This is a genomic window from Pseudomonas citronellolis (assembly GCF_029335315.1).
Classification (GTDB): Bacteria; Pseudomonadota; Gammaproteobacteria; order Pseudomonadales; family Pseudomonadaceae; genus Pseudomonas; species Pseudomonas citronellolis_A.
In genome coordinates, this window is sequence record NZ_JARJLT010000407.1 from 1 (window position 1) to 16,990 (window position 16,990).

The following is a 16,990-nucleotide window of genomic DNA, read 5'->3' on the forward strand; positions in this document are numbered from 1 at the left end:
TTCGCGGTTATCCGCCGTCAATCGGCGCCGCAGCCGGTGCAGGATTACGGCGGATAACGCCCGAGGCGTTATGCGCCCTACGTCCCTGCAGGCTGAGGTCGCCCTCTTGCGTCAGTGCAGCTTCAGCCGCGGCTCGGTACTGCGCCCGATGCGGTCGCCGATCATCATCAACGCCGTGCGGGTGAAGCCGTACAGCGCCATCTGGTGCATGCGGTACAGCGACACGTAGAACATCCGCGCCAGCCAGCCTTCGAGCTTCACGCTGCCCATCAGGTTGCCCATCAGGTTGCCCACCGCGCTGAAGCGCGACAGCGAGATCAGCGAGCCGTAGTCGGTGTAGCGGTACTCCGGCAGCGGCTTGCCGTCCAGGCGCGCGAGCAGTGCCTTGGCCAGCAGCGAAGCCTGCTGGTGCGCGGCCTGGGCGCGCGGCGGCACGGTGCGTTCGCTGCCGTCGCCGAGCGGGCAGGCCGCGCAGTCGCCGAAGGCGAAGATGTTCTCGTCGCGGGTGGTCTGCAGGGTCGAGCGCACCACCAGCTGGTTGATGCGGTTGCTCTCCAGGCCGTCCAGGTCCTTGAGCAGGCTGGAGGCGCGGATGCCGGCGGCCCAGACCTTGAGGCTGGCGGGAATGAACTCGCCGCTGGCGGTCTTCAGGCCTTCGGCGCTCACCTCGCTGACCGGCGAACCGATCAGCACGCGCACGCCGAGTTTCTCCAGGGTGCTGTGCACCGGCTGGCTGATGCGCTCGGGCAGCGCCGGCAGCACGCGCGGGCCGGCCTCGATCAGGGTGATGCGCATGTTCTCCGGCTGGATGCCGTTCAGCCCGTAGGCGGCCAGCTCCTGGGCGGCGTGGTGCAGCTCGGCCGACAGCTCGACGCCGGTGGCGCCGGCGCCGACGATGGCCACGCTGATCTCGTCGTCCTCGCCCTGGCGCGCGTGGGCGCGCAGGTAGTGGGTGAGCAGCTGCTTGTGGAAGCGCTCGGCCTGCTCGCGGGTGTCGAGGAAGATGCAGTGCTGCGCGGCCCCGGCGGTGCCGAAGTCGTTGGTGGTGCTGCCGATGGCCAGGACCAGGGTGTCGTAGTCCAGGGTGCGCGCCGGCAGCAGCTCACGGCCATCCTCGTCGAGGGTGGCGGCGAGCTGGATGCGTTTAGTCGCACGGTCCAGACCGCTGAGACGGCCGAGCTGGAACTGGAAGTGGTTCCATTTCGCCTGGGCGACGTAGTTCAGCTCATCCTCCGAGGAGTTGAGCGAGCCGGCGGCCACTTCGTGCAGCAGGGGTTTCCAGATGTGGGTCAGGTTGGCGTCGACCAGGGTGACCTGGGCGCGGCCTTTCTTACCCAGGGTGCGGCCGAGACGGGTCGCGAGCTCCAGCCCGCCGGCGCCGCCGCCGACGATCACGATACGATGGGACATGGGACGTTCTCATAGCTAGGGAATCCTGTGCGGGCCGGCGGCGCGTCAGTGCGCCAGATAGGCCAGGAGGCGGCTGAGCAGTCCCAGGGCGATGACCACGAGAGTGAGCCCGGCCATCATCAGCCAGGGCTTGAAGGGTGCACGCGCGACTTGGTGAACGGGCGAGCTGAGGTACTGCTCGACCTTCTGCTGGTCTTCGGGGCTCAAGCGACTGGGCATGGGCGGCCTCCGTTTCTAATGAGGAGCATTCTAGTCGGGCGTCGCGCGCCGCTCAATCCGACCCGTCGGTCAGAGTGCGACGCCATTGTCGAGCAGCACCACGCGGCCGAGCTGGCTGCGCAGGAACTCCGGGGCGTCCTGGTGGGCGAAGATCACCCGGGCGAAGTTCGGCCCGACCAGCGACAGCGAGCGCCAGCCCTGGCGCAGGAACTCGGTGGGCGGCGGGAAGGGCGTGTTGAAGTCCGGCGTCTCGCGCTTGAGGCTGACGAAGGCGAGCAGGTCCAGCTCGCCGGGGTCGATGCCGCGTTCGCTGTAGTTGTGCGCCTTCTTGCGCAGGGTCGGAGCGAGGCGCCGCTGCAGCTCGCTGCAGTTGATCCGCCGGGGTTTCTGCTCGCGGCGGATCAGCTGCCGCAGGCTCTGTGCCAGGCGTCGGCGCTGCAATTCCTCGCGCCATTCCTCGTTGAGCCGGCGGCCTTCGTCGAGCACGAAGAACACCTCGAAGCAGGCGTCGCGGAACAGTACGTCCGGGGGCTGCTGCTCCGGGGCGATGAACTCCTCCTGGCGAAAGGGCACCTTGAGTGTCTGCAACAGCCGCTGGCAGGCCCAGCACTCCCGGTCCCACTTGCGCGCGTTGGAGAGAAACTCGTTGGCCAGTTCGGCCTGGCGCCTGAGCAGGTACAGGTAGTCGGATTCATTCATTGCAACAGCTTAGCCGCAGATGACGGATCGGGCCCGCTGCGACATGGCGCCTCAGCCGAAAACACTGGCGCCAGGCGCGCTCTGTGTACACTGTGACGATCCATTTCCGGAGCCCACCTCCATGTTGCTGCGCAGCGCCACGCCCGCCGATCATCCGCGCCTTCATGCCCTCTGGGCGCGCACGCCGGGCATCCAGTTGCGCCGCGACGACGACTACGAACCCTTCGCCGCGTACCTGGCGCGCAACCCCGAACTGAGCCTGGTGCTGGAAGCCGATGGGCGGTTGGTCGGCAGCCTGATGGTCGGCCACGACGGCCGCCGCGGCTACCTGCAGCACCTGGTGGTGGAGGCGGCCTATCGCGGTCGCGGGCTTTCCCGGCAATTGCTGGATGAAGCCCTGGCCCGCCTCGCGCGCCTGGGCATCGGCAAGTCCCACGTGTTCGTGCTGCGCGATGCGCCCGAGGCGCTGGCCTACTGGGAGGGCCAGGCGGGGTGGGGGCGGCGCGACGATATCCTGGTTTATTCCGCTGGAGCCTGAAGATGAAGAAAACCTGTGTCGCCCTCCTGTTGTCCCTGGTCCCGTTGCTCGGGTTCGCCGAGCAGGGGCAGGGCGTCCCGGCGGGCTGGACCCTGCTCGACCAGTACGACAAGCCCTACACCGAGAACGCCGAGCTCAAGGTCCTGCTGGTGGCGCGCGACATGGCCGGCGGCAAACTGCTCAAGGCGGCGCTGGAGGGGCAGCCACAGGACTACCTGGAGCAACGCCACGCGGTTTTCGTGGCGGACATCAGCCGCATGCCATCGCTGATCTCGAAGCTGTTCGCCGTGCCCGCCATGCGTGACTACAACTACCGCGTGCTGCTCGACCGCGACCCGCGAGTGGCCAGCCACTTCCAGGTGCCGGAAAACAGCGTGCTGTGGATAAGCCTGCAGCAGGGCAGGGTGGTCGCCAGCCAGGCCTATGACTCGGCGACGACCCTGCGCGAGGCGCTGGAGCGCGCCGCGCGGTGATAGCCGCCCAGCTGCTGTCGACGCAAAGCCTGGCGATCGGCTGGGCGATCTACGCGCCGGCCTTGCTGCTGGCCGCCTGGCGCGCGCCCTGGGTCGAGCTGGTCAGCGACTTCCGCCGCCAGCACCTGGTGTTCGGCACCATGCTCGCGCTCTTCCTGCTGTGGCTGGTGCGCCGCGACTTCGTCTCCGGGCTGTCCTTCCACTTCATCGGCATGACCGCCGTGACCCTGCTGCTGGACTGGCCGCTGGCGCTGCTGGTGGGCGTGGTCGCGCAGATCGGCCTGTGCCTGCTGGGCCGCCAGGACTGGCTGGCGATGGGCGTCAACGGCGTGCTGCTGGTGCTGGTACCGGTGTTCATCACCGAAGTGGCGGCGCTGCTGGTGGAGCGCCGGCAGCCGCGCAACCTGTTCGTCTACATCTTCTGCTCGGGCTTCTTCCCGGCGGCCCTGTCGGCCGTGTGCAGTGTGCTGCTGGGGCTGGGCGTGCTCTGGTTCGACGGCATCTTCCCGATGCCACCGTGGCTGGAAGACTTCATCGGCTACCTGTGGCTGGTGATGTTTCCCGAGGCGTTCATCAACGGCATGCTGGTCACCGGGTTGGTGGTGTTCTACCCGGACTGGCTGGAAACCTTCAACCGCACCCGCTACCTGCAGGCGCCCTGGAAGGACGAAAGCCGGAAGGACGATGGGGATGACCCGCAGTGATGACGGCCGATTCGTAGCCGTCATCCCTTTCCTCGGATTGATCCACGTCAGTTCATCACTCGCCCTGCGCCGGGACACTTTGCATCCCCACAGCGATGGAGAACGGCATGAGCATTCACAGTTGGGCTGAGCAGCGCTTGCACGAACTGCTGGTGGAAGCCGAGGCGGCGGGCATGGATACGCAACTGCTGCTGCGCGCCTTGCTCAGCTCGGTGGTGCGGGCCAACGCCCAGGTCCGCACGGAATCGGACCTGGCGCATGAGCTGCACTTTCTCGCCGATAATCTCGACGAAGAACGGGACTACGCATTCATGCGCCCCTGACCGGGGCGCTTTTGTAGGAAGGGTTGAGCGAAGCGATACCCATCACCATGGCCCGATGCAGGTAACCCCCTTCAATGCCCGCGCAGCGGCGGCGCATCCAGCTCGGCGGAGAACACGTCGTCCTCCAGGTCGTTGCCGGGAATCGCGTGCTCCTCGGCGGCCCAGGCGCCCAGGTCGATCAGCTTGCAGCGCTCGGAGCAGAAGGGCCGGTTGGGGCTTTCGGCGCTCCATTCCACGGGGGCGCCGCAGGTCGGGCATTCAACGGTAAGGGGCTGGCTCATGGGCGTCCTCCGCGCAGCTTGAGATAGAAGTCGTGCAGGCGCTCCACTTCGCGCTGCAGGTGACCGAGGTCGCTGTCATTGAGCAGAACGTCATCGGCGTGTTTCAGGCGCTCCTCGCGTTGCGCCTGGACCTTGAGAATGGCGCGCACCTGCTCTTCGGGGACGCTGTCCCGACGCACGGTGCGCTCCAGTTGCAGGTGTTCCGGGGTGTCCACCACCAGCACGCGCTGGGTCATGCGGCTCTGCCCGGACTCCACCAGCAACGGCGATACGAGAATGGCGTAGGGCGATTCGGCGCGCGCCAGGTGCGCGGCGATCTCCTGGCCGATCAGCGGATGCAGCAGTTGCTCCAGCCAGCGGCGCTCCTCGGCGGACTGGAAGATGCGTTCGCGCAGGGCGGCGCGGTTGAGCGTGCCGTCGGGAAGCAGCATGGCTTCGCCGAAGCGCTCGACGATGTTCGCCAGCGCTGGCCGGCCGGGCTCGACCACCCAGCGCGCGGCGTGGTCGGCATCGACCATGTGCACGCCGAGGCTGGTGAAGTGGGCGGCGGCGGCGCTCTTGCCGCTGCCGATGCCGCCGGTGAGGCCTAGGATCCAGGGTTTCATCGTGCTCCTCGCGCCGAGCCGGGCGTTCCCGTCAGCGCGAGACGCATGGCGGGAATCACCGGAAGCCGGCGAACTGCAGATAGGTAGCGGTTATTTGATCACCCCAGAGCAGCGCAATCCAGCCGGCGATGGCCAGATAGGGCCCGAAGGGGATGGGCGTGCCGCTGTCGGCGTTGCGCAGGCGCAGCATGATAACGCCCAGCACGGCGCCGACCAGGGAGGAGAGCAGGATGGTCAGCGGCAAGACCTGCCAGCCACCCCAGGCGCCGAGCATGGCCAGCAGCTTGAAGTCGCCGTAGCCCATGCCTTCCTTGCCGGTGACCAGCTTGAACAACCAGAACACCGACCACAGACTCAGGTAACCGAACACCGCTCCCCAGAGCGCGTCGCCCAGGGAGGTGAAGAGCCCGAAGTGGTTGGCGATCAGCCCCAGCCAGAGCAGCGGCAGCACCAGGGCATCCGGCAACAGCTGGTGATCGACGTCGATCATGCTCATGGCCAGCAGGCCCCAGGTCAGCAGCAGCATGCCGCCGGCCTGCCAGGTACAGCCGAAATGCCAGGCGACGAACGCCGAAAGCAGCGCGGTGGCCACCTCGATCAGCGGGTAGCGCGCGCTGATCGGCGCCTTGCACGCCGAACACTTGCCGCGCAGCGCCAGGTAGCTCACTACCGGGATGTTCTCCCAGGCGCGAATCTCATGGCCGCAGTGCGGGCATTGCGAGTTGGGCAGCACCAGGTTGTAGGTGGCGCGCTGCTCAGGCTGCGGCAGCGCCAGGGTGTCGCGCGCCTGCTGCTGCCATTCCAGCTCGAGCATCTTCGGCAGGCGGTGGATAACCACGTTGAGGAAGCTGCCGACCAGCAGGCCGAGCAGCGCGACGCATAAAACAAAGGCCAGCGCGTGGCTGGCCAGGAAGTCGAGAATGGGCATTTAGACGACGTTGCCGAGTTGGAAAATAGGCAGGTACATGGCGATGATGAGGCCGCCGACCAGAACGCCCAGGACGACCATGATCATCGGCTCCATCAGGGTCGTCAGGTTGTCGACCGCATTGTCGACTTCTTCTTCGTAGAAACTCGCCACCTTGTCCAGCATGGCGTCCAGGGAGCCGGACTCCTCGCCGATGGCGGTCATCTGCACTGCCATGCTGGGAAACACCGCCGTGGTGCGCATGGAGAAGTTCAGTTGAGTGCCGGACGAGACATCTTGCTTGATCTTGTAGACTGCATTGCGGAACACCACGTTGCCGGTGGCGCCGGCTACCGAGTCCAGCGCCTCGACCAGTGGAACGCCAGCGGCGAAAGTGGTCGACAAGGTACGGGCGTAACGGGCTACGGAAGACTTGTAGATGATCATACCGACCACCGGAATCTTCAGCGCGGTACGGTCCACCGAGTCACGGAACTTCTCCGAGCGCTTATGGAATTCCTTGAAAGCGAATGCCGCGGCGAACATTGCAGCAAGGACAACGAACCACCAGGCCTGGAGCATCTCGGATATACCGATAACCATCTTGGTGAAGGCGGGCAGGTCGGCGCCGAAACTCTTGAAGATCGACTGGAACTGCGGAACCACCTTGATGAGCAGGATTGCCGACACGATTACGGCTACTACGACTACCGCGATCGGGTAAGTCATTGCCTTCTTGATCTTGGCCTTCAGCGATTCGGTCTTTTCCTTGTAGGTCGCGACGCGATCGAGCAGGGTTTCCAGTGCACCGGATTGTTCGCCGGCATCCACCAGGTTGCAGTACAGGTCGTCGAAGTACTGTGGTTTCTTTCTCAGCGAGTTAGCCAGGCTGTTGCCCGAGGCCACTTCCTGCTTGATCTCCTCGACCAGCTTGCGCATGTTCGGGTTTTCGAAGCCTTCGGAAATGATATCGAACGACTGCAGCAGCGGCACACCGGAGCCCATCATGGTCGCCATCTGGCGAGTGAAGAGGGCGATGTCCATGGGCTTGATCTTCTTGCCCTTGGACAGCAGGGACATTCCTTTCTTGCGCACTTTTGTGGGGTTGACCCCCTGTTTGCGCAGTTGCGCCTTGACCAAGGCGGCGTTCATGCCGGACAGCTCGCCCTTGATCTTGCCGCCTTTGCGATCAATGCCTTCGAACATGAAGACACTGGTTTTCAACGCTTTTTCCGCCATGGATTAATCCTTGGTCACGCGGTTGACTTCCTCGAGGCTGGTAATGCCTTGCATGGCCTTGACCAGGCCCGAGGTGCGCAGGTCATTGAAGCCTTCCTTGCGGGCCTGCTCCGCGATCTGAATGGAGTTGCCTTCCTCCATGATAATCCGCTGCAGCGCGGGCGTGATTTTAACCACTTCATAAATACCCACGCGGCCCTTGTAGCCGTGCTTGCAATTTTCACACCCTACCGGCGCGTAGAGCTTGAAGGTGCCGATCCGCTCCTCGGGGAATCCTTCGTGAAGTAGGGCCTCCCGGGGAATGTCGTGTTCCTTTTTGCAGTTCGGACAAAGTTTGCGCGCCAGGCGCTGGGCGATGATCAGGTTGGTGGAGGTGGCCAGGTTGAAGGACGCCACACCCATGTTCAGCAGGCGGGTGAGAGTTTCCGCTGCGCTGTTGGTGTGCAGGGTGGACATCACCATGTGCCCGGTCTGCGCTGCCTTGATGGCGATTTCGGCGGTTTCCAGGTCTCGGATCTCACCGACCATGATCACGTCCGGGTCCTGGCGCAGGAAGGCGCGCAGCGCCTGGGCGAAATCCATTCCCTGCTTGGGATTGACGTTGACCTGGTTGATGCCTTCGAGGTTGATTTCCACTGGGTCTTCCGCAGTGGAAATGTTGATGTCCGGGGTGTTGAGAATGTTCAGGCCGGTATATAGCGATACAGTCTTGCCCGAGCCGGTCGGGCCGGTTACCAGGATCATGCCTTGAGGTTGCTTCAAGGCCTCGAGGTAAAGCTGCTTCTGCGCATCCTCATAGCCCAGGGCATCGATGCCCATTTGCGCGCTGGCGGAGTCGAGGATCCGCATCACGATCTTCTCGCCCCACAGCGTAGGCAGGGTGTTGACGCGGAAATCGATGGACTTGGTCTTGGATACCCGCATCTTGATGCGGCCGTCCTGGGGTTTGCGGCGTTCGGAAATATCCAGGCCGGCCATTACCTTCAGGCGCGCGGAAATGCGGCTGGCCAGCTGGATCGGCGGCTTGGCCACTTCATGCAGCATGCCGTCGGTACGGAAGCGAACCCGGTAGATCTTTTCGTACGGTTCGAAGTGCAGGTCGGATGAGCCGCCCTTGATGGCGTCCAGCAGCATCTTGTTGACGAAGCGCACCACCGGGGCGTCATCGGCGTCGCCACCGATGGCCTCTTCCTTGCGCTCGGCGTCACCGCTCTCGATATCCAGGCCTTCGAGGTCGACATCACCAAGGTCGTCCAGGCCGCCGGTGGCGCTCTCGAACAGCTTCTCGATGGCGTCGCCGAGCTTGTCGTCCTCGACCAGGATGGCCTCGGTAGTCAGCCCGGTACTGAACTGGACATCGGTGATGGCCTGATGGTTGGTCGGGTCGGAAAGGCCAACGAACAGCTTGTTACCGCGTCGCCAGAGCGGAATGACTCGGTGCTGGCGCACCAGCTTTTCGCTGATCAGCTCCCTGGGCATGCTTTCCCGGTCTATCGCTCCCAGGTCAAAGAAGGCGATGCCGAACTGGTCGGCTGCCAACTCGGTCAGAGGTCGGCTTTTGACCAGCTTGTTCTGCACCAGGTAGGTCACCAGCGACAGCTTGTTGCGTTGCGCCTGCAACTGCGCCTGCTGGGCGCTCTTCTCGTCCAGCAGTTCGGCAATTACCAACTGGCGGGCAAGCCCGGAAAGCACGACTTGGTCATTCATGATGGCGATCGGAAGATGAGTGTTCGCGACTTATAACCTACCGCCGGGGAAGAGCCAAATAATGGGGTGGTCGGTGTCGAATTTTGTCACTTCCTGCCTGTTGTTGCTTACAGCTAAATCCTGCTGTCAGTCGTATGCAGTGGAATTGGCCTAGGATTTGGCTTGAGAAAATTCTGGCACGCTTTCTGCTCGGATTCTGTCAGGTCAAAAGACCTCGTCCCTATTTATGGAGAATTGAGTATGAAGGCTCAGAAGGGCTTCACCCTGATCGAACTGATGATCGTGGTTGCGATCATCGGCATCCTGGCCGCCATTGCGCTGCCGGCTTACCAGGACTACACCGCCAAGGCCAAGGCTTCCAACGCCGTAGGTACGCTGGATGGTCAGAAAATGAAAGTTGCTTTGGCTTTCAGCGAGAATCAATCGCTGGGCTGCACCGATACTGACAACGTTGCTATCCCGAACTGCAACAACAACGGCGAACTGTCGTACACCTACGATGGCATCACCGCCACTCTCACCCCTAACACCACCGCAGTTCCGGGCCAGATTTCCTGGGCATGTGTCCTGAGTGGTTCCGGCGCCAAGGCAATCAAAGGCTGCACCGTCGGCGGTGGTGGCTCCTCGGGCGGTAGCACTGGCGGCTAATCGCTCTCGCACTTCTGTGCTAGGAAGGCGCCTTGATGGCGCCTTCTTCATTTCGGGGCAGGGCTATGCGCGACGCGTTGTTGCTGTTTTGTTCCTTTTTGCTGGCTCTGCTGCTGACCAAGGTCGCCATGTCCTGGGGGTGGGTGTCCGGTCGCTGGCCCGCCCGCTGCGTCCTGCTGATATGCCTTCTCCTGGTCGTGCCGGTATTTTTCCGCAGGGCGCGAGAGGAAAGTCGGACGCGTAGGGAGAGGGATTTCTCTCGTACCAAGGCCAAGACGGTTGGCGTGCTTTTCTGCAGTGTGGGCATGCTGATATACGCCGCCGTGATTTGCCGCATCGACACCGGCGTGGCAGACGAATTCGTCTTCGATTTCCTCCTCTTGTTCCCGCTGTTGCTGGCAATACTGCTGGCCTATCAATGGTGGGCTGACGGCTACGAGACGCCTGCGGATGGCGAATACCTGAAGTTCGGAGCCTTACTGCTGGGCAAGTCCGGTTGCCGCTGGCAGGAATGCAGCAAGTTCCTGTTGCCCTGGGCGGTGAAGATTTTCTTCCTCCCAATCATGTACACCGGCTTCATGGAGAGCGTTGGATACCTTCTGACGCTCGAGGCTCAGGCGAACCCGGTCAGCATTCTGGCTGGAATGTTTGCCTTCGGCCTGGCGTTCGACCTGTTGATAGGCACTTTGGGCTATATGCTGGCCAGCCCGTTCCTCGGGACATCGGTAATTGGTGTCGACGATAGTTGGGATGGCTGGCTGGTCTGCATTATCTGCTATTCGCCATTGCTGATTCTGTATCGCATGGTCAGCCAGCAGGTGGACAATGTCATCTGGTCTCAGTGGCTTTCTCCGGACTCGTTGTTGTTCTGGGTGTGGGCATGCGTTATCGCGCTTACCTGGATCATGTACTGGGTTTCCAACGCTTGCTTCGGCCTGAGATTTTCCAACCTCTGCTGGCGCGGCTTGGTGGATGGCGGGCCTTACGCTCTGATGAAGCATCCCGCGTATTTCTTCAAGAATGTCTACTGGTGGTTCAATACGGTTCCCTTTATTGGCGTAGCCTTCGGGCTGGATATGCTGAGGAACTTTCTGGCACTGTCATTCGTTTCGCTCGTTTATTACCTGAGGGCGAAAACCGAGGAAAGGCATCTTTCTCGATATCCCGAATACGCGGAATACTGCGAGCGAATTGCTCGCGATGGATTGTTGGGGCGGTTGCGCAGGGTTGGGCTACGGTTTGTCTCGGCGTAGATTTTTGCTGGCCGTACTTCTGGCGTCCTGCTCATGGTTGTTGGTCTCGTCCCTTGACTGGCGAGATATCTATCTGTCGGACTATCTCCCTTACCACCCCCTGCAATGCGCAGGCGCCCCTGGCGCTGCCGGTCTGGAATTGATCGAGAGGCTGCAAAGTCAGGGTTACCAAGGCTTTCAGGTTTCCTATTCCACTGCAGGACTGGGATTTGATTGCGCGGTGGGATGGGGAAGACGGGAGTTTCCGCCGGAGCCGGTAAGCCTGCATAGCCGTTTCCGCTATGCCAGTGTCTCCAAGGTATTTACGGCCATGGTAGCTCGGGCGCTTGTCGCGGATGGCACTATTGCCGAAGACACCAAGCTCGTGGAAGCCTTGGGCTTGCATGGCAAGCTTCTGGATGCACGTGTAGGGCTGATAACCTTGGGTGATCTTCTGCGTCATCGTGCCGGGTTCGCCAGGTGGGAGCATGACCCTATGCTCGTTTCCGATCCCTGGTGTCCCCGCGCTCCGGATGGTCTGCAATATATGCGTCTCGATTACCCGCCCCACCAACAGTTTGCATATTCGAACCTTGGATATTGTTTGCTGGGTCGCGCGCTGGCGAAAGTGACGCATGAACCCGAGCGCGAGTTGATTGGCGGGTGGTTGCGGACTGTGCCAGGTGGAGCACGCTCGATTGATATGGTTCGGCGAGGCGGGTATCTGGAGGGAGAAGTCAGCTTGTATCCGGATGCGGCCGAGCGTATCGATCCACTCAGGGATGTCGATTACGCCTCCTTGGTATCAGTGGGGGGATGGCTGGGGAATGCTGCAGATCTGAGGGACGTCGGCAAGTTTATCTATCGTGATTATCTGAGTCGATTCATCACGGGGCAGTTGGGCCAGGGTGATTCGGATTGTGAGCCGAAGGTGCTCTATGGCTGTCATGGGAGGGTCTTTTACTTGTATCAGGGAAGTTCGGGGAATCGCATGTTCTTCCATGATGGAAGTTTGCCGGGAGTAACATCCTTTTTGGGGATATTCCAGGATGGATCTGTGCTGGTGTTTCTTGCGAATTCCCGAACGGTAAAGGAAAGACCAAATTGGGAAGTAATTAAGGCGCTCTATAAGTTTGCCAACTAAGGCGACCTCTGTTGCCTCTTTCGGGCGCTTGGTGCTATCGTGCGGCCCGCCGCCGGTGTAGCTCAGTCGGTAGAGCAGCTCATTCGTAATGAGAAGGTCGGGGGTTCGATTCCTCTTACCGGCACCAGTTCTGGCAAAGGCCCCGCTTCGGCGGGGCCTTTTGCTTTGCGTTTGCGGCGTTCGCCGCTGTCGATTTGCCATCAGCCGCCGGACTATACTGCCGCTGCCCAGGGAGCTTTCCGTAGGAAAGGGAGCGGTTCGTGAAGCAGTCGAGTGAGTCCGCCAGGTTCAGCCGTTCCTTTGCGCGGCGTGTGCTGCTGCCGCGAGCCGTCGGGTTGGCCGTGGGGTTCTTCTGTGTCGCCGGGGTGCTCTGGGGCAAGGGGCATCCTCTATGGCTGTGGGCTTTGCTCGTCTGGTTCTGCTACCTGTGGCCGCTGATGGCCTACCAGATCACTTCCCGTTCGCGGCGGCCCAGGGAACTGGAGCGACGCTTCGTGCTGTTCGACTCGCTGATGGGCGGGTTCTGGATCGCCACCATTGAGTTCAACGTGCTGCCGTCGGTGATGATGTTGTCCATGCTGGCCATGAACAACACGGCGGCGGGCGGCGCGCGTTTCGTCGCCCAGGGCTTCGCGATGCAGCTGCTCGGAGTGCTGCTTTCCGCCGTGCTGCTGGGTTTCGGCTTCTCGCCCGAGACGTCCCAAACCGAGCTCTACGCCTGCATTCCCATGCTGGTCATCCACCCGATGACCATCGGCCTGGTGCTTTATCGCCTGGCCATCCAGCTGTCCCGCCACAAGAAGGCGCTGCGTGAGCTGAGTCGCACCGACAGCCTCACCCAACTGTTCAATCGCGGCTACTGGAAGGAGCGCTTGCAGCAGGCGTTCGAGCACTGCCAGCAGACGCACCAGGCTGCCTCGCTGGCGCTGATCGATGTCGATCACTTCAAGGTCACCAACGACCGCCACGGGCATGTGGTGGGCGACCTGGTGCTGCGCCGGCTCAGTGAGTTCATTCGCGACCATCTGCGCGCGGAGGACCTGGCCGGGCGTTATGGCGGCGACGAGTTCTGCGTGTTGCTGCCGGGGTTGCAGCCGGAGGCGGCGCGGGAGGTGCTGGGGCGCCTGTCCCGCGAGCTGGCGACGGAGGACTGGGGGCGGGAGCCGGCGCTGCGGGTCAGCCTGAGCATCGGCGTCGCCGGTTTCGATCCGACGCTGCCCGACGCCACCGAGTGGTTGCGCCGGGCCGATCAGGCCTTGTACGAGGCCAAGGGGCGGGGGCGCGACCGCATCGTCCTGGCGGCCGAGCTGGAACCCGCCTAGCTGGCCTTACAGGCTCAGGCGCATCGACAGGTCGAGCGCCTTGACGTCCTTGGTCAGGGTGCCGATGGAGATGTAGTCGACACCGGTTTCGGCGATGCCGCGCAGGGTCGCCTCGTTGATGCCGCCGGAAGCTTCCAGCTTGGCGCGGCCGGCTGTGATGCCGACCGCCGTGCGCATGTCGTCCAGGCTCAGTTCGTCGAGCATGATGATGTCGGCGCCGGCTTGTAGCGCCTGGTTCAGCTCGTCGAGGTCCTCCACTTCGATTTCCACCGGCTTGCCGGGGGCGATGCGCCGCGCCTCGGCCACCGCCTGGGCGACGCCGCCGCAGGCCGCGATGTGGTTTTCCTTGATCAGGAAGGCGTCGTACAGGCCGATGCGGTGGTTGTGGCAGCCGCCGCAGGTGACCGCGTACTTCTGCGCCAGGCGCAGGCCGGGCAGGGTCTTGCGGGTGTCCAGCAGCTTGACCGCGGTGCCCGCCACCAGGTCGGCATAGTGCCGGGCGCGGGTGGCGGTGCCGGACAGCAGCTGGAGGAAGTTCAGGGCGCTGCGCTCGCCGCTGAGCAGCGCGCGGGCCGGGCCTTGCAGGCTGAACAGGGTCTGGTCGGCGCTGACCCGTTCGCCATCGCGCACTTGCCATTGCACCTGCACGCGCGGATCGATCTGCCGGAACACTTCGTCGACCCAGGCGGTGCCTGCGATGGTGGCGTCCTCGCGGGTGATGATCCGCGCCCGGGCTTCGCGCTCGGCGGGGATCAGTTGCGCGGTGATGTCGCCGCTGCCGATGTCTTCGGCCAGGGCGGCGCGGACGTTGGCCTGGATTTCCCCGGTGAGGTCGGCGAGGGTGAGGTTCGGCATGAGGGGCTCCTGATTCGCGGTGGCGGGATTATACGGGGCGCGGCGCCGGCCGTGTGCATCCGCCGTGGTTCGCGGGAGTCGGACGAACGGTGGCTGTTCTTATGTGAATTTCATCAAGAATGCCTACTAATACTCTTGGTTGTAATGAGGGCTTCTCTATAATGGGACAGAATCTTCCCATCTTTTGACGCCAATCATCTGACGTTACGGACAACGCTCCCCCGATCGTTGCCACCTCGGGCCGGCCGAGTGGCAGGAGACTTGCGATGCAGAACGACGCGAACGTAGTGCCGCTGAACAAGGCGGCCCAGGGCCAGTCGCCGACTGCTATCCCCGGGCGCCTGCCCGCGGCGCTGGTCAACGTCCGTGACAAGGCTTCGATGCAGCTGCGCCAGGCCCTGCAGGTGCTGTTCGACAACGCCGACGACACCCTGTTCGAAATGGCCGATCGGGCCACCAGCAACGCCGAGCAGAGCGCCTTCTTCGAGGCCATGCGCGACCTGCGCCTGAAGCGCAAGGGCATCGAGCGCGGCTTCGTGCAGAAGTTCTTCGAAAACTTCACCAACCTCAATCAGTACCAGGTCGGCAAGGCGCCGCAGCTGGACAGCGTGTCGTTCGACAGCCTGGCGCTGGTGCAGAACGACGAGCTGGAAGAGGCCGTGGCGCTGGACGCGATGGTCGGCAAGGTGCTCGGCCGCGATGGCGTGGCCCTGACCCACCTCACCACGCGCCTGAACACCCTGGTCAGCAACAAGGTCGAGGACAAGAGCAACCCGCTCGGCCCGCGCCCGCTGTGCGAGGCCTTCCTCGAGGCCTGTCGCGGCCTGGGGGTGGAGATCAAGGTCAAGCTGATCGTCCTCAAGCTGTTCGAGAAGTACGTCCTCACCGAGCTCGAACAACTCTACGCCGAGGCCAACGAAATCCTCGTGGCCCAGGGCGTGTTGCCGGAACTCAAGTCCGCGCCCCTGCGCCGCCAGCCGCAGCGCAGCGCGCCGGCGCCGGCCGCGCAGGGCTACGCCGCCGACCAGGCGCAGGCCGGGCAGGGCGGTTATACCGAGGCCGAGGTCCAGGAGGGTTTCGGCGTGCTGCAGGAGTTGCTGTCGCAGGTACGCGGCAGCGTCGCTCCACGCCGGCCGATGCCCGCCGACGCGGTGCCGATTTCCAGCAACGACCTGATGCGCCTGCTCTCGCACCTGCAGGAGCACCTGCCGACCCAGGGCATGGAAGAGGTCGACGTCCGCCATCACCTCGACCACCTGCTCAGCCGCGTCAGCCACAAGAGCGGGCGTTCGCGGGTGGTCGGCCAGGTCGACGAGGACGTCATCAACCTCGTCTCGATGCTCTTCGAATTCATCCTCGATGACCGCAACCTGCCGGATTCGCTCAAGGCCCTGATCGGCCGCATGCAGATTCCGATGCTCAAGGTCGCGGTGCTCGACAAGACGTTCTTCAGCCGCGGCAACCACCCGGCCCGTCGCCTGCTCAACGAGATCGCCTCGGCCGCCCTCGGCTGGGCCGAGCAGAGCGACCTGCAGCGCGACAGCCTGTACCAGAAGATCGAGCAGGTGGTGATGCGCCTGCTCAACGACTTCGTCGACGACACGGCGATCTTCGCCGAGATGCTGGAGGACTTCATTGCCTTCAGCGGCGACGAGCGCCGCCGCAGCGACCTGCTGGAGCAGCGCACCCGCGACGCCGAGGAAGGCCGCGCGCGCGCCGACATGGCCCGGCGCGAGGTCGAGCTGGTGCTCAACCAGCGCCTGTACGGCCGCACCCTGCCCGAGGTGGTGGTGCGCCTGCTGCGCGAGGCCTGGAGCAAGGTGCTGCTGCTGACCTGCCTGAAGCACGGCAGCGACTCGCAGGCCTGGAGCGACGCCCTGGCGACCATGGACGACCTGGTCTGGAGCGTCGAGCCCCACGAGGACCCGGAGTCCCGCGCACGCCTGCTGGAAATGGTCCCGCAACTGCTCAAGTCGCTGCGCGAAGGCCTGGCCAGCGCGGCGTTCGATCCCTTCTCCACCGGCGAATTCTTCAGCCGCCTGGAGGACCTGCACGTGCAGGCCTTCCAGCGCTTCAAGCAGGCGCCGGAACCGGCCCCGCAGGACGACGCGGTGAACCTGCTCGATGGCATCCCGCTGCTCGACGAGGCCGTCGAGGCGCCGGTCGCCGCGGCCCAGCCGGCCATGGTCGAGGTGGTCGAGGAGATCGTCCTGGCCTCCCCGGAAGCTGCGCCGGTGGCCGAGCCCGAGACGTTGCTGGCGGACGACGACGAGTCGCTGCGCAAGGTCGACGAGCTGCGCGTCGGCAGCTGGGTGGAAATCCAGGAAGACGCCGAGCACAAGCTGCGCTGCAAGCTGGCCGCGGTGATCAAGCCGAGCGGGCGCTACATCTTCGTCAACCGCACCGGCATGAAGGTGCTGGAGAAGACGCGCATGGGCCTGGCGGTGGAGTTCCGCCGCAACGCCGTGCGCCTGCTCGACGACGCGCTGCTGTTCGACCGCGCGCTGGAGTCGGTGATCGGCAACCTGCGGCGCCTGAAGAACGCCTGAGTCCGGTAACCCAATCCTCGTCGTAGGAGCGGACTCCGTCCGCGATCCCCGCGGCGATGGTATCTCGCCAGGATTCGCAAACGGCGGATAACGCTTCGCGTTATTCGCCCTACGCGCCAGCGGGTTACTGTCTTC

18 protein-coding genes and 1 tRNA gene are annotated in these 16,990 nt (G+C 63.7%); 10 read left to right on the forward strand and 9 right to left on the reverse strand.

Annotation, left to right across the window (positions count from 1 at the left end; all coding sequences use genetic code 11):
- Window positions 1-111: 111 nt before the first annotated feature.
- The 3 genes from P3W75_RS30910 to P3W75_RS30920 all read right to left on the reverse strand — a co-directional run bounded on the left by P3W75_RS30910 (window position 112) and on the right by P3W75_RS30920 (window position 2,328).
- Window positions 112-1,410, reverse strand: coding sequence for an NAD(P)/FAD-dependent oxidoreductase (locus P3W75_RS30910; protein ID WP_276231139.1), 1,299 nt, complete (start codon window positions 1,408-1,410; stop codon window positions 112-114).
- A gap of 45 nt (window positions 1,411-1,455) precedes the next feature.
- Window positions 1,456-1,629 carry a DUF3094 family protein gene (locus P3W75_RS30915; RefSeq protein WP_276231140.1) on the reverse strand — a complete coding sequence of 58 codons (174 nt, stop codon included), beginning with the start codon at window positions 1,627-1,629 and terminating at the stop codon, window positions 1,456-1,458.
- Window positions 1,630-1,698: 69 nt separating this feature from the next.
- A complete protein-coding gene (locus P3W75_RS30920) occupies window positions 1,699-2,328 on the reverse strand; it encodes a DUF1780 domain-containing protein (protein ID WP_276231141.1) in 630 nt (209 codons plus the stop codon).
- Window positions 2,329-2,449: 121 nt separating this feature from the next.
- Here P3W75_RS30920 and P3W75_RS30925 point away from each other — a divergent pair, with 121 nt between their 5' ends.
- From P3W75_RS30925 to P3W75_RS30940, 4 genes are all read left to right on the forward strand, one after another.
- Window positions 2,450-2,866, forward strand: coding sequence for a GNAT family N-acetyltransferase (locus P3W75_RS30925; RefSeq protein ID WP_276231142.1), 417 nt, complete (start codon window positions 2,450-2,452; stop codon window positions 2,864-2,866).
- A 2-nt stretch (window positions 2,867-2,868) separates the two neighbouring features.
- Window positions 2,869-3,339: an FAD/FMN-containing dehydrogenase gene (locus P3W75_RS30930; RefSeq protein ID WP_276231143.1), complete on the forward strand. Its 471-nt coding sequence runs from the start codon at window positions 2,869-2,871 to the stop codon at window positions 3,337-3,339.
- Complete coding sequence (locus P3W75_RS30935) at window positions 3,336-4,043, forward strand: energy-coupling factor ABC transporter permease (RefSeq protein ID WP_276231144.1); 708 nt, start codon at window positions 3,336-3,338, stop codon at window positions 4,041-4,043. Before P3W75_RS30930 ends, P3W75_RS30935 begins: the two co-directional genes overlap by 4 nt.
- Window positions 4,044-4,150: 107 nt before the next feature.
- Window positions 4,151-4,366 carry a hypothetical protein gene (locus P3W75_RS30940; protein ID WP_276231145.1) on the forward strand — a complete coding sequence of 72 codons (216 nt, stop codon included), beginning with the start codon at window positions 4,151-4,153 and terminating at the stop codon, window positions 4,364-4,366.
- A 71-nt stretch (window positions 4,367-4,437) separates the two neighbouring features.
- Here P3W75_RS30940 and yacG read toward each other — a convergent pair whose 3' ends face one another.
- From yacG to pilB, 5 genes are read right to left on the reverse strand one after another with little or no spacing between them, the layout of a single operon-like run.
- A complete protein-coding gene (gene yacG / locus P3W75_RS30945) occupies window positions 4,438-4,647 on the reverse strand; it encodes a DNA gyrase inhibitor YacG (RefSeq protein WP_276231146.1) in 210 nt (69 codons plus the stop codon).
- Window positions 4,644-5,252, reverse strand: coding sequence for a dephospho-CoA kinase (gene coaE / locus P3W75_RS30950; RefSeq protein ID WP_276231147.1), 609 nt, complete (start codon window positions 5,250-5,252; stop codon window positions 4,644-4,646). The genes yacG and coaE overlap by 4 nt, the downstream gene beginning before the upstream one ends.
- A gap of 55 nt (window positions 5,253-5,307) precedes the next feature.
- A complete protein-coding gene (locus tag P3W75_RS30955; RefSeq protein ID WP_276231148.1) occupies window positions 5,308-6,180 on the reverse strand; it encodes a prepilin peptidase in 873 nt (290 codons plus the stop codon).
- Window positions 6,181-7,398: a type II secretion system F family protein gene (locus tag P3W75_RS30960; RefSeq protein ID WP_276231149.1), complete on the reverse strand. Its 1,218-nt coding sequence runs from the start codon at window positions 7,396-7,398 to the stop codon at window positions 6,181-6,183.
- Window positions 7,399-7,401: 3 nt separating this feature from the next.
- Entirely contained in the window at window positions 7,402-9,105 is a 1,704-nt protein-coding gene (pilB, locus tag P3W75_RS30965) for a type IV-A pilus assembly ATPase PilB (RefSeq protein ID WP_276231150.1), read from the reverse strand.
- A 240-nt stretch (window positions 9,106-9,345) separates the two neighbouring features.
- Here pilB and P3W75_RS30970 point away from each other — a divergent pair, with 240 nt between their 5' ends.
- From P3W75_RS30970 to P3W75_RS30990, 5 genes are all read left to right on the forward strand, one after another.
- Window positions 9,346-9,753: a pilin gene (locus tag P3W75_RS30970; RefSeq protein WP_276231151.1), complete on the forward strand. Its 408-nt coding sequence runs from the start codon at window positions 9,346-9,348 to the stop codon at window positions 9,751-9,753.
- 65 nt (window positions 9,754-9,818) lie between these two features.
- Window positions 9,819-11,006 carry a methyltransferase family protein gene (locus P3W75_RS30975; RefSeq protein WP_276231152.1) on the forward strand — a complete coding sequence of 396 codons (1,188 nt, stop codon included), beginning with the start codon at window positions 9,819-9,821 and terminating at the stop codon, window positions 11,004-11,006.
- A 139-nt stretch (window positions 11,007-11,145) separates the two neighbouring features.
- The gene (locus P3W75_RS30980; RefSeq protein WP_276231153.1) at window positions 11,146-12,129 is read left to right on the forward strand and encodes a serine hydrolase domain-containing protein; all 984 of its coding nucleotides are present in this window, start codon (window positions 11,146-11,148) and stop codon (window positions 12,127-12,129) included.
- A gap of 51 nt (window positions 12,130-12,180) precedes the next feature.
- Window positions 12,181-12,256 (forward strand) — tRNA-Thr (locus P3W75_RS30985).
- 133 nt (window positions 12,257-12,389) lie between these two features.
- Window positions 12,390-13,451 carry a diguanylate cyclase gene (locus P3W75_RS30990; RefSeq protein WP_276231154.1) on the forward strand — a complete coding sequence of 354 codons (1,062 nt, stop codon included), beginning with the start codon at window positions 12,390-12,392 and terminating at the stop codon, window positions 13,449-13,451.
- A gap of 6 nt (window positions 13,452-13,457) precedes the next feature.
- Here the strand turns inward: P3W75_RS30990 and nadC are convergent, their stop codons facing one another.
- Window positions 13,458-14,306, reverse strand: coding sequence for a carboxylating nicotinate-nucleotide diphosphorylase (gene nadC, locus P3W75_RS30995; protein WP_276231155.1), 849 nt, complete (start codon window positions 14,304-14,306; stop codon window positions 13,458-13,460).
- 266 nt (window positions 14,307-14,572) lie between these two features.
- Between nadC and P3W75_RS31000 the strand changes: the two genes are divergently transcribed.
- Entirely contained in the window at window positions 14,573-16,855 is a 2,283-nt protein-coding gene (locus P3W75_RS31000; protein WP_276231156.1) for a DUF1631 domain-containing protein, read from the forward strand.
- The last annotated feature ends 135 nt before the right edge of the window (window positions 16,856-16,990 follow it).

What these genes read in the sequence shown, in the direction of transcription:
- nadC (WP_276231155.1), bottom strand. Translation starts at nt 14,306, where the DNA reads ATGCCGAACCTCACCCTCGCCGACCTCACCGGGGAAATCCAGGCCAAC.
- P3W75_RS30955 (WP_276231148.1), bottom strand. Translation starts at nt 6,180, where the DNA reads ATGCCCATTCTCGACTTCCTGGCCAGCCACGCGCTGGCCTTTGTTTTA.
- P3W75_RS30960 (WP_276231149.1), bottom strand. Translation starts at nt 7,398, where the DNA reads ATGGCGGAAAAAGCGTTGAAAACCAGTGTCTTCATGTTCGAAGGCATT.
- yacG (WP_276231146.1), bottom strand. Translation starts at nt 4,647, where the DNA reads ATGAGCCAGCCCCTTACCGTTGAATGCCCGACCTGCGGCGCCCCCGTG.
- P3W75_RS30920 (WP_276231141.1), bottom strand. Translation starts at nt 2,328, where the DNA reads ATGAATGAATCCGACTACCTGTACCTGCTCAGGCGCCAGGCCGAACTG.
- P3W75_RS30925 (WP_276231142.1), top strand. Translation starts at nt 2,450, where the DNA reads ATGTTGCTGCGCAGCGCCACGCCCGCCGATCATCCGCGCCTTCATGCC.
- P3W75_RS30970 (WP_276231151.1), top strand. Translation starts at nt 9,346, where the DNA reads ATGAAGGCTCAGAAGGGCTTCACCCTGATCGAACTGATGATCGTGGTT.
- P3W75_RS31000 (WP_276231156.1), top strand. Translation starts at nt 14,573, where the DNA reads ATGCAGAACGACGCGAACGTAGTGCCGCTGAACAAGGCGGCCCAGGGC.
- P3W75_RS30930 (WP_276231143.1), top strand. Translation starts at nt 2,869, where the DNA reads ATGAAGAAAACCTGTGTCGCCCTCCTGTTGTCCCTGGTCCCGTTGCTC.
- P3W75_RS30975 (WP_276231152.1), top strand. Translation starts at nt 9,819, where the DNA reads ATGCGCGACGCGTTGTTGCTGTTTTGTTCCTTTTTGCTGGCTCTGCTG.
- coaE (WP_276231147.1), bottom strand. Translation starts at nt 5,252, where the DNA reads ATGAAACCCTGGATCCTAGGCCTCACCGGCGGCATCGGCAGCGGCAAG.
- P3W75_RS30915 (WP_276231140.1), bottom strand. Translation starts at nt 1,629, where the DNA reads ATGCCCAGTCGCTTGAGCCCCGAAGACCAGCAGAAGGTCGAGCAGTAC.
- pilB (WP_276231150.1), bottom strand. Translation starts at nt 9,105, where the DNA reads ATGAATGACCAAGTCGTGCTTTCCGGGCTTGCCCGCCAGTTGGTAATT.
- P3W75_RS30910 (WP_276231139.1), bottom strand. Translation starts at nt 1,410, where the DNA reads ATGTCCCATCGTATCGTGATCGTCGGCGGCGGCGCCGGCGGGCTGGAG.
- P3W75_RS30940 (WP_276231145.1), top strand. Translation starts at nt 4,151, where the DNA reads ATGAGCATTCACAGTTGGGCTGAGCAGCGCTTGCACGAACTGCTGGTG.